Origin of the sequence: Acidovorax sp. FJL06 (genome assembly GCF_003852545.1) — a bacterium.
Classification (GTDB): domain Bacteria; phylum Pseudomonadota; class Gammaproteobacteria; order Burkholderiales; family Burkholderiaceae_C; genus Acidovorax.
In genome coordinates, this window is record NZ_QAJR01000041.1 from 56,968 (window position 1) to 67,345 (window position 10,378).

The following is a 10,378-nucleotide window of genomic DNA, read 5'->3' on the forward strand; positions in this document are numbered from 1 at the left end:
AAACCGGGCGACAAGAAACTTGGGCCCGGTGATTGATTCTACCCGCCTGCCAAAACCACCCTATAACGGTGGAGGTATTACCGGCATACGGATTGGGCGGCCGCCACGATGCGGCCCGAGGTGTCGTCCTGCACCCAGCCCACCACCCGCAGGTGCTCTGTCTTGGCGCCATCGGCAACGCGCATGGGGCGCGTCTCCCTCCAGGCGGCCGGGGCCTTGCCTAGGGGGCGGCTGCCTTGGGGCTCCCATGTGCCTTGCAGCATGTTTCTCACGATCTGGCGCGGCACGGCCGTGCCTTCGGTGTTCGGGGCGACGGTTTCGACCAGGAGGAGGTGGTAGGTCCAGCGCGCATTCAGGGGGTTCTGCCCGTGGGGCGGGCCAGGCGGCGTGAAGGCGATGGCCGTTCCCAGGTAGTCGTTGAATGCCAGGCCATGGGCCACCCGCAGCCGGGCCGTGGCGGGGGCATGCACGGCAGCGATGTGGGTGTCGGTGGTGCCGGGCAGCAGGCGGCCCAAGTCCCGCAGGCGGACCTCGGCGTCGTGGGTGGCGGCCGCCGACAAGGGGGCCTCGTCCGCGGCCGGGCTGGGAACGATCCAGTCCAGCACGGTGACTGCGGCATCCGCCGAAGGGGCTGGCGCCTTGGTGTCGCTCCAGCAGGCCTCGCAGTCCGCGTTGATGAAGCGCTCGAACAAGGCGGTGGGCCTGGCGGCGCCATCGCTGCTGCAGCTGGCCTGGGCCCACGCGTGCGGCACGGGGGCCAGGGCGAGCAGGCTGGCCAGGGGGAAGAAGGCAATGTTTTTCATGGGGCGGGGTGGCGGGGATGGGCGCTTTCTACAATGGCAGCATGTTCCCACAAGACCCGTTTTCGGGCGCGCCAGAAGCCCTGGTGCCCCCACCCTCTGGTGCGCCCTCGGCCGCATCCCCCCTCCTGGCCAACCTGAACGACGAACAGCTGGCTGCCGTCACGCTGCCGGCCGGCCACGCGCTCATCCTGGCCGGGGCCGGCTCGGGCAAGACCCGCGTGCTCACCACCCGCATCGCCTGGCTGCTGCAAAACGGCTACGCCACGCCCGGCGGCATCCTGGCCGTCACCTTCACCAACAAGGCTGCCAAGGAGATGGTCGCCCGCCTGTCGGCCATGTTGCCGGTGAACGTGCGCGGCATGTGGATCGGCACCTTCCACGGCCTGTGCAACCGCCTCTTGCGTGCACACCATAAGGCGGCAGGCCTGTCGCAGTCGTTTCAAATTCTGGATACGCAAGACCAGCTCTCGGCCATCAAGCGCCTGTGCAAGCAGCACAACGTGGACGACGAGCGTTTTCCGCCCAAGCAGCTGTCGTATTTCATCGCCAACTGCAAGGAAGAAGGCCTGCGCCCCGGCGACGTGCAGACGAATGACAGCGATGCGCGCAGAAAGGTCGAGATCTACCAGCTCTACGAAGAGCAGTGCCAGCGCGAGGGCGTGGTGGACTTTGGCGAGCTGATGCTGCGCAGCTATGAGCTGCTGCGTGACAACGACGCCATCCGCGAGCACTACCAGCGCCGCTTTGCGCACATCCTGGTCGATGAGTTCCAGGACACCAACAAGCTGCAATACGCCTGGCTCAAGCAACTGGCGGGCAACGACGTGGGCGGGCGCTACGAGGCCCGTGGCAGTGTGATCGCCGTGGGCGACGACGACCAGAGCATCTACGCGTTCCGTGGCGCGCGCGTGGGCAACATGACCGACTTCGTGCGCGAGTTCGATGTGCAGCGCCAGATCAAGCTGGAGCAAAACTACCGCAGCTACAGCAACATCCTCGACTCGGCCAACCACCTCATCAGCCACAACAGCCGCCGCCTGGGCAAGAACCTGCGCACCACGCAGGGCGCGGGCGAGCCCGTGCGCGTGTACGAGGCCAGCTCCGACCTGGCCGAGGCGCAATGGATGGTGGACGAGATCAAGCAGCTGGTGCGCAGCGACGGCTTTGAGCGCAAGGAAATCGCCGTGCTCTACCGCAGCAATGCGCAAAGCCGGGTGATCGAATCGGCACTGTTCAATGCCAGCGTGCCTTACCGCGTGTACGGCGGCCTGCGGTTTTTTGAGCGTGCCGAAATCAAGCACGCGCTGGCCTACCTGCGCCTGCTGGAGAACCCGCACGACGACACCAGCTTCACCCGTGTGGTCAACTTCCCGCCGCGTGGCATTGGCGCGCGCAGCATCGAGGTGCTGCAGGACGCGGCCCGCGCCGCAGGTTGCTCGCTGCACGACGCGGTGAGCGCCGTGCCCGGCAAGGCGGGCGCCAACCTGGGCGCATTCGTGGCCATGGTCGATGTGCTGCGCGAGCAGACCCAGGGCCTGAACCTGCGCGGCATCATCGAGCAGATGCTCGAATCTACCGGCCTGGTGGAGCACTTTCGCACTGAAAAGGAAGGTGCCGACCGCATCGAGAACTTGCAGGAACTGGTCAACGCCGCCGAGAGTTTTGTTACGCAGGAAGGCTTTGGCCGCGACGCCGTGGCCCTGCCGCTCGACGAGCATGGCACGCCGCTCGCGCAGAGTGCGGTGAGCCAAGGGCTGGACCCCAACGCCCCTGTGCTCGACGAACCCCTGAAGCCCGCCATCCCCGGCATCGTGGACATCGACACCGGCGAAACCCTCTCGCCCCTTGCCGCTTTCCTCACCCACGCCGCGCTGGAGGCGGGTGACAACCAGGCCCAGGCCGGGCAGGACGCCGTGCAGCTCATGACCGTGCATGCCAGCAAGGGCCTGGAGTTCGATGGCGTCTTTATTGGCGGCATGGAAGAGGGGCTGTTTCCCCACGAAAACTCCGCCAGCGAGCGCGATGGCCTGGAGGAAGAACGCCGCCTCATGTACGTGGCCATCACCCGCGCGCGCAAGCGCCTGTACCTGAGCCATTCGCAAACGCGCATGTTGCATGGCCAGACGCGCTACAACATCAAGAGCCGCTTTTTTGACGAGCTACCGGAAGCCGCGCTCAAGTGGATCACGCCCAAGCAGCAGGGGTTTGGTTCCTATGCGCCAAGTTTTGATCCTAATTCAGGAGCTGGTAGCGCTTATGGGTCAGGCGCTAGAGGGCAGTTTGGTTCCAAAACCGAGACCTTTGCCAGCCCGCCCGTGCCCGTGCAGAAGGCGGCACCCTCGCACGGCCTGCGCGCAGGCATCAACGTGTTCCACGCCAAGTTCGGCGAAGGCAAGGTGCTGGCCATCGAGGGCACGGGCGACGACGCGCGTGCGCAGGTCAACTTCCCACGCCACGGCACCAAGTGGCTGGCGTTGTCGGTGGCCAAGTTGACGGTGGTGGATTGAATGGGCGGGCCCACCGCACCGGTGTTGGTGGTGCTGGGTGGGCTGCCAGGCGTGGGCAAGAGCACCGTGGCCCGCGCGCTCCTGGCGCAGTGGCAGGCGGTCTACCTGCGCATCGACACCATCGAACAGGCGCTGCGGGATTCTGGGGCCGAGGTGGGAACCGCAGGCTATCGGGTGGCCTACGCGCTGGCGCGCATCCAGCTGGCGCAGGGTTTGCCGGTACTGGTGGACTGTGTGAACCCCTTGCCCGTGACACGCGAGACCTGGCACAGCGTGGCCCGTGGCGAGCAGGTGCCCTGGCTGGATGTGGAGGTGGTCTGCTCGGATGCGGCGGAGCATAGGCGTCGTGTGGAGACCCGTCGCAGCGACATCCCCGGGCTCATGCCGCCCAGCTGGCAAGCCGTGCTGCAACACGACTATCAGCCCTGGCCTGCATCGCAGGCCGCGCGTTGGGTTGTGGACACCGCGCGCATGGCGCCGGAGCAGATTGCCGCTGAGGTGTTGGCCGCGTTGCGGCAGCGTCCGTCTGAACAGTCCAGCGAATGAGTCCCCGTAGGTCGGGTGAGCCCGCAAGGGCGTAACCCGACGGAACGCCTGGGGCCTGGGCGGTGGTGCCGGGTTACGTTGCGCTAACCCGACCTACGGGGCGTTGTGCTGGATGGTTGATTTTTTTGCTTCTCTTTTTATAGCTGTTAGGGCTTTCCCATAGCGCGCAGAAGCCCGTTTTTTCTTGAAGTTTCAGCCCTGCAGCACCACCCAATGGTTTTCCAGCCGCGCCCCTCGCAACCCCGATCCATGCGGATGCGCCAGTGGTGCGGCAGCCTGCGCGTTCTGCAGGCTGCTCGTCAGACCCCCCGCCCACAGCGCGCCGCCGCGCACGGCCAGCGGGCATGCCTCGGGCAGCGGCACCAGGCCTTGCCAGTCCCCCTGCAACGAAAACGTGGCAATGCCGTGGGCGCGCGGGCAGCTTACGGCCCAGCCGGTGGGGGTGGCGGCCATGCTGCCGCCGTAGCCGCGCAGGCTCTGGGCCACAGGTTCTGGCGCTGCCACCACGCGCAGCGCGCTGCCGTCAAACAGGGCCAGCACGGGTGCGGTATTCCTGGCAGCGGCGTCGTCGTGTTCGGCCTGCAGCGCGATGCCGAGCAGGGCGCTGTCGGGGCTCCAGGCCAGGTGGCGCAGGCTCAGGCGAGGGTCCTGCAGGCGCCATTGGCCCAACAGGCGCCCCGTGCGGGCATCCAGCCGCACGATCGATGAATCCATGGTGCCCAGGTCGCGCTTGACGCGGCCGGTCTCGGGGGCTGTCGGCACGCCGCCGTTGGCGACGATCAGCGTGGGGTTGTTGCCGTGGCCGTTGCCGCCACGTGTGTCCCAGACCAGTTCGTGCGCGTCGATGCCGTGGGTGGGCCATTCGGCGGTTTTGGCCAGTGTGCAGGCGTCGCGCACCACAATCGAGCTCGCGCCGGTTTCGGCATCGGTCTCGGTGGCGTACAGCCGCCGGCCGTCGGCGCTGGCCAGCACGTGGCCGTTGAAGGAGCGCTCGCCGTCCTGCCACAGCCACTGGGGCCCGCTGCCTGTACCCGGCTGCCAGCGCACCAGCCAGTCGCCGGGCCGGCGCGCCGTGGCCAGCACCGAGCCGTCGGGCAACACACACAGGCCGTGGGCGCGTGTGGGTACTTCCAGTGATGCGTGGACCTGCAGCGCCTGCCCGGCGCCTTCGTGCGTGGACAGCACGCCAATGTGGAAACTACCCTGGTGTTCCCACGCAGCGGCCAACTGCACGCGATTACCGGTGGTGGCGAAGGCCGCGCTGGGGGCGATCACGCAGGCGCCCAGGCCCGCGAGAACGGCCAGCGCTTGGCGGCGGTGCAGGTCAGTCACCATCGGCGTCTGAGAAACCAATGCTCACCTGCAGCGCGGGCGCCACTTCGGATTCGGCCAGGAACTTGAGCGCGGCCAGGTCCTTGGCCGTCTGCTGGATGGCGGCCCTGTTCTGCAGGCCGCTTTTTTGCACCTGGGCCATCGAGGCATCGACCTTGTCGGTGGCCTGGCGCAGCTTGTCGGCCAGCGGGTTCAGGCCCTTGCCGCGCAGATAGATATCCAGCGGCACCAGGGCCTCGCCCGCGGCGGGGATGCTGGCGCTGGCGGGCAGGGTGGTCTGGCTGCGCAGCGCGCTCCAGGTGGCCGCCCAGGCCGCCAGCGTGCTGCCGCTGGCGGTGCGGGGGTAGTCCGGCGTGCGCGTTCCCTGGGCTGCGCGCAGGGGCTTGTCCATCTGCGCCCAGCGCAGGCGCTCGATGCCGCCCACCCACTGGTTCACGAACTCGCTGATGGCCTGGGTGGAGCCTTCCTGCTCATCCTCGGCACCCCAGTCGGTGGCCGCGGCGTCGGCAAAGGCCTTGGCGAGCGCGGCCGATTCACGCGCTACGTCTTGTGCCACTTCGTGCGCGTAGCTGCAGGCGGGACTGCCGGGCTGGGTTGGGCGTGTCCACAGCAGCCATTCCAGCGCGGGCAGGCCCTTGGCGGGCGTACCGATGCGCTCGAAGGCCTTGGCGCCCTGGGGCTGGGCGGCGATGGCTTTTTCGATCAGCGCGGGGCGTGTGGGCGTGAAGTCGATGGCGCGCTGGCTGCGGCGTGCAATGACCGGGCCGACGGACACGGCGGCGAGCTGCTCCCACGCGCGGGCCGTGGCCTGCCAGGCGGTGCGCGCGGAGTCGAGCGCGGCCTTGCCGTCTGCCGCCTGGGCCTGGCACAGCGCAGCCACGGCGGGCACCAGGGCGCGGGCATCGCGGTCAAAGTCCTGTGCGCGCGGCAGGGCCCAGTGGCCGTAGATGCCTTGCAGGGCATGCACCGTGTCGTAGAACGGCACGGCGTTGCGCTGCCAGGCTGGGGCAGCGGCGGGTACCTGCGCTTGTGCCACCGCAGGCGGCACTGCAGGGGCCAGGGCCGCCAGCCAAAGGCTGGTGCGCAGCATGCACCGAGAGGTGTTGATCTTCATAGCGACTCCACGAATTTCACGAGCGCGTCCCGGTCGGCCTTCTTCATCCTGAGCACCTGGTTCTTGGCCTCTTCGGCCTCGCCGCCGTGCCACAGCACAGCTTCGAGCACACCGCGCGCGCGCCCGTCGTGCAGCAAACGGGTGTGGCCGTTCACGTCCTTGATGAGGCCGGTGCCCCACAGCGGCGGGGTCTTCCACTGCCGGCCGTTGGCGCCGAAGTCGGGCCGGCCGTCGGCCAGGCGCTCGCCCATGTCGTGCAGCAGCAGGTCTGTATACGGAAAGATGCGCTGCCCGCTCAGCGCCTTGCTCGTCAGCTGCGGGAACGGCCCCTCCTGCGTGACGTAGCTCGGACGGTGGCAGGTGGCGCATTGGGCCTGCGCAAACAGGGCCTGGCCGCGCAGCACCTGCGCATCGTTGATGTTGCGGCGTGCGGGCGGGGCCAGCGTGGCCTGGTAGAAGATCACGTCGGCCAGGGTCTTGTCGTCGATCTCGACGCCGGGCTGGTCCTGTTCACCACCGCTTTGGCCGCTGGGGGCGGCCAGGCAGTCCTTCTGCGCGGGCGTGCAGGCCTCCTGCGCGAAGTGGCGCGAGGTGATGCCCATGTCGCCCAGGAAGGCGCCGCCCGTCTGGTGCGCAATGGTGGCCACGTTGGCCTTCCAGCCGAAGCGGCCGATCATCATGCGGCCGGCAGGGCCGTCCCACACCTGGTTGGGCACGCCCTTGATGGGGCCCGGGGTGGCCGCCTGATCGGCTGCGTTGGCCAGGATGTCGGCCTCGGCGATGGCTTCGAGCAGGCCCACGCCAATGATCTGCGGCGCGATGCGCGGGCTGGTCATCACGTCCTTGTGCAGGGGGCCGTAGCCCAGGTCGGAAAAGCCGTACGTGGGCTTTTGCAGCGTGTAGGGGGTGCCGTCGGCGAATTGGCCCTTGATGGTGTCGTAGCGCAGGGTCACGCGGCCTTCGGGCTTGACGCCCTGGATGGCCGCGTTGTTGAACTGGTCACCATACACCGGGTCGTGCCGGGGCCCGCCGTGTGTGTCGGTGCCGGGGATGGACAGGCGGATCAGCAGGGCCACCGTCGGGTCCTTCGTTTCGCCCAGGCGGTTGAAGATCGCCGGTGGCTCGCCCCGGCCGTCCTGCACATGGCAGCCGCCGCACGAGCGCGCGATGAAGTGCGGGCCCAGCCCGTCGCGCGCCTTGGTGGAGGCGGGTGCCTCCACCCAGTTGCGCCGGAAGAACGAGTTGCCGATGACAAAGCGCGTGCGTTCCTCGTCGGTCAGGTTGGCGGCCGGGAACGAGAAGGCATTGCGCCCTGTGGCGAACACCGTGGTCTCGCCGCCGGTCTTTTCGCCCAGCGGGTCGGGCTGGGGCGCAGCCGTCAGCGACTGCAGGCCCAGGCCGCCGAAGCCGGCAAGTGCGACGATGCCGATGCTGGCTGCCGCCAGGCGCACGGTGCGCCGGCGGGCAATGGCTTGCGCAGGCTGCATGCTCAAGGCTGGACCAGGGTCAGTTTGGTGATGCCGATCGCGTTGGCTGCGGCGACGAGGTCCTTGCTTTGCTGCGTGAGGCTGTCGATGGTCTTCTGGATGCGCTGGCGGCCCGGCGCGTCCTTGCCTCCGATGATCTCGCGGTCGAATGGTGCCTGGATGCCCTCGGCCGCCGCCACCGAGGCGGCGATCTGCTGCGTGACCTTATCGGCCAACGCTGCGTCCTTGGCGGCCACCAGGTCGCGCAGCGATGCGCCCTGGACCACGCTGCCGTCGGCGCGCTGGTACTCGCCCAGCCACACGTTCTGGATGCCCTTGGCGTTGGTCACCGCATCGCGGTGGGTGTTGTCCGAGAAGCACGAGTGCTCGTCTTCCTGGTCCTGGCTGTTCAGGGCCACTTCCAGGCGTTCGCCGGCCAGCTCGCCGCGCGAGAGCGAGCCCAGGCCCACGAGCATCTTGCGCACGGACTCCTGGCCGCCCTTCACGAAGCGGGTGCGGTAGTTGTTCTTGGCGTCGGGAGCCCAGGCCTTCACCAGCGCGGTGAGGTCGTCGATGAGCAGGTCGGTCACCACGTTCAGGTACTGGCGGCGACGGTCTGCATTCTTGCCCTTGCCGTCCACGAAATCCTCGAAGTTGCGATCGCCCGGGCCGGTCTCGGACAGGTCCTGGCCCCACAGGAAGAACTCGATGGCGTGCCAGCCGGTGGCGATGTTCTCCTCGCCGCCGCGCTCGTTCTGCGCGGACAGGTTCTTCTTGTTGATGACGAATTGGCGGTTGTTCACGAGGCCCGCATTGGGCTTGCCCTGCACGCTGTCGACGAAGGATTCGTCCATGGGCCAGGCGTTGATGCGGCCTTCGGGGCCGTGGTCGTTGTCGATGGGTCCGCCGTAGAAGCGGAAAGCCTCGGTCTGGCCGTAGAACTCGCGCGCGGCCAGCCACTTTGTGCGAGCCTCAGTCAGGGTTTCGGCCGATGGCTTGGCCGTGAAGGCCTTCACGGCCTCGCGCAGCGCCTGGGCGCTGGCAAGGGTGTCGCTGTAGTTAGCTTGCACCAGTTGGGCGTAGTGCGCGGCCACGGTGTTGGCGGTGGCTGCGCTGGTGGCAGTACTTGCCGCAGGTGCGGCTCCCACCGCCTGGGCCTGCGCCTGGTGTGCCACAAGGCCCGTGGCCAGCAAGGCGGCCAGAACGGCGGCGGGGGCAAAGGGGGTTTTCATGCGTTGTCTCCTGCGGTGATGGGATGGGCGGGCGACGCCATGCATCGCAAGGTGCGTGGCTGTCGTGCGCGGTTGGGGTGGCCGTAGGGCCCAGTTGATGGATGGCGGGCTCGGGCGTTCCGGGCACTGGCTGTTGAGATTATACGAATGAGACTGATTTTTATTCGTTTTGTACAATGTCCGTGCAGGGTATTTGCGTCGGCAGCTTTGTCGGCATGGCCTCGGTCATTGGCTTGTCGGCTGCGGGCTCTCTGAGTACCTACTGGGCGGGTTTGGTGGTGGCGTTCCCCAAGGACGCGCAGTACAAGCTGACGCTTAAGGGGCTGGAGATTTGTGACCAGATCGATGGTCGCAACCAGTACGGCCTGGCGTGTTGGTCTGGGATGACGTCGCGCGGGATGGGGGAGTTGCTCCAGCGCATCTTGGAGAAGGTCAAGACATAAAACGTCGCTGCTGCCGCTGCGACTGGACAGCTCAATCTGATCGACTGCTCTGTCTGACGATTGCGGCTCGGGAGTTGATCAATATGGCCGTCTGGCTTGATCGGTAAGTTATGTCTTACTCGGAGTCTCGTTGACCGTTGGCGCAAGAGAAAGCCCGCACCCCGCAAGCTTCACGGCAACTCGGGCAATGACCTCTTCCGGCGGGTCGTCAAATTCACCTTCAACGGCGCTCAAGGAAAACCACTCGCGATTGATTGAAAGTTGCGCTGATCGGCGCTGACCGGACTAGGACTTAACTTCTACATGCCCTTGGAGCTGCGGAAGTGTGATCCAAATGCAGTCATGGTAAAGGGCATGCTCGACTCCTGCTGCACGCAAGGCGGCGGATAACTCGTCGAGGCTATCACTGCACGACATAACGAACTAGGTCAGTGTGGGTCGGCTTGACCGCCGGGCTAGCGGCCAGGGATGCGTAAATGTTTGGCAACGAGTTCCTCCAGTTTGGGCAAGAGTTCCATACGTAGTTGCGCTCTCATTTTGGCTGCGGCAGGACGTGACATGGATTCAAGAGGCGACCGCTGGGAGACACTGATTCCAGTTGGCGTATGAAGAAGTGTCACCTCGACAGAACGCTGCGTCTTTGTTGGATGCCCGTGTGACTTCATTGAGCCACCACCGCCCAGTTCACAGACATCCGCCTCGTTGATTTTCCATTTTTTCATACGGCTAACGTGCCCCCACGCCTCCTGTGCTGCACGCAACAAGGCTGCTGGATTGGGCCCGTAAGCGAATGCGCTACAAGCACTATAGCTTGCGCACGGAGTGGGTCTATCCCGTGGCTCCGTACATCATCAGACGACGGCTTCGTGGCTTTCCTGTGACCGGCAGCTCTGGGTCCATTGCCGTTGGCCACTGGTGTTTAGGGTTGTGAGATA

9 protein-coding genes are annotated in these 10,378 nt (G+C 66.7%); 3 read left to right on the plus strand and 6 right to left on the minus strand.

Annotation, left to right across the window (positions count from 1 at the left end; all coding sequences use genetic code 11):
* Positions 1-77: 77 nt before the first annotated feature.
* Positions 78-803 (minus strand): hypothetical protein, encoded by a 726-nt coding sequence (locus tag DBV10_RS20130; RefSeq protein ID WP_124515340.1) that lies wholly within the window; start codon positions 801-803, stop codon positions 78-80.
* 41 nt (positions 804-844) lie between these two features.
* Here DBV10_RS20130 and DBV10_RS20135 point away from each other — a divergent pair, with 41 nt between their 5' ends.
* Both DBV10_RS20135 and DBV10_RS20140 read left to right on the plus strand, forming a co-directional pair.
* A complete protein-coding gene (locus tag DBV10_RS20135) occupies positions 845-3,310 on the plus strand; it encodes a UvrD-helicase domain-containing protein (RefSeq protein WP_124515341.1) in 2,466 nt (821 codons plus the stop codon).
* Positions 3,311-3,856, plus strand: a complete 546-nt coding sequence (locus tag DBV10_RS20140; RefSeq protein ID WP_233590002.1) for an AAA family ATPase — start codon at positions 3,311-3,313, stop codon at positions 3,854-3,856.
* Between the two features lie 192 nt (positions 3,857-4,048).
* Here DBV10_RS20140 and DBV10_RS20145 read toward each other — a convergent pair whose 3' ends face one another.
* The 4 genes from DBV10_RS20145 to DBV10_RS20160 are packed head-to-tail and all read right to left on the minus strand — an operon-like array spanning position 4,049 to position 9,000.
* Positions 4,049-5,191 (minus strand): DUF1513 domain-containing protein, encoded by a 1,143-nt coding sequence (locus DBV10_RS20145; RefSeq protein WP_124515342.1) that lies wholly within the window; start codon positions 5,189-5,191, stop codon positions 4,049-4,051.
* Positions 5,181-6,302 carry an imelysin family protein gene (locus DBV10_RS20150; RefSeq protein ID WP_124515343.1) on the minus strand — a complete coding sequence of 374 codons (1,122 nt, stop codon included), beginning with the start codon at positions 6,300-6,302 and terminating at the stop codon, positions 5,181-5,183. Before DBV10_RS20150 ends, DBV10_RS20145 begins: the two co-directional genes overlap by 11 nt.
* Complete coding sequence (locus DBV10_RS20155; RefSeq protein WP_124515350.1) at positions 6,299-7,789, minus strand: di-heme oxidoredictase family protein; 1,491 nt, start codon at positions 7,787-7,789, stop codon at positions 6,299-6,301. Before DBV10_RS20155 ends, DBV10_RS20150 begins: the two co-directional genes overlap by 4 nt.
* A 2-nt stretch (positions 7,790-7,791) precedes the next feature.
* On the minus strand, positions 7,792-9,000 hold the full coding sequence (locus tag DBV10_RS20160; protein WP_124515344.1) for an imelysin family protein: 1,209 nt from the start codon (positions 8,998-9,000) through the stop codon (positions 7,792-7,794).
* A gap of 176 nt (positions 9,001-9,176) precedes the next feature.
* Between DBV10_RS20160 and DBV10_RS20165 the strand changes: the two genes are divergently transcribed.
* Complete coding sequence (locus tag DBV10_RS20165; RefSeq protein WP_124515345.1) at positions 9,177-9,443, plus strand: Mor transcription activator family protein; 267 nt, start codon at positions 9,177-9,179, stop codon at positions 9,441-9,443.
* A gap of 455 nt (positions 9,444-9,898) precedes the next feature.
* Here the strand turns inward: DBV10_RS20165 and DBV10_RS22730 are convergent, their stop codons facing one another.
* Positions 9,899-10,165 carry a hypothetical protein gene (locus tag DBV10_RS22730; protein WP_148090343.1) on the minus strand — a complete coding sequence of 89 codons (267 nt, stop codon included), beginning with the start codon at positions 10,163-10,165 and terminating at the stop codon, positions 9,899-9,901.
* Positions 10,166-10,378 lie beyond the last annotated feature (213 nt).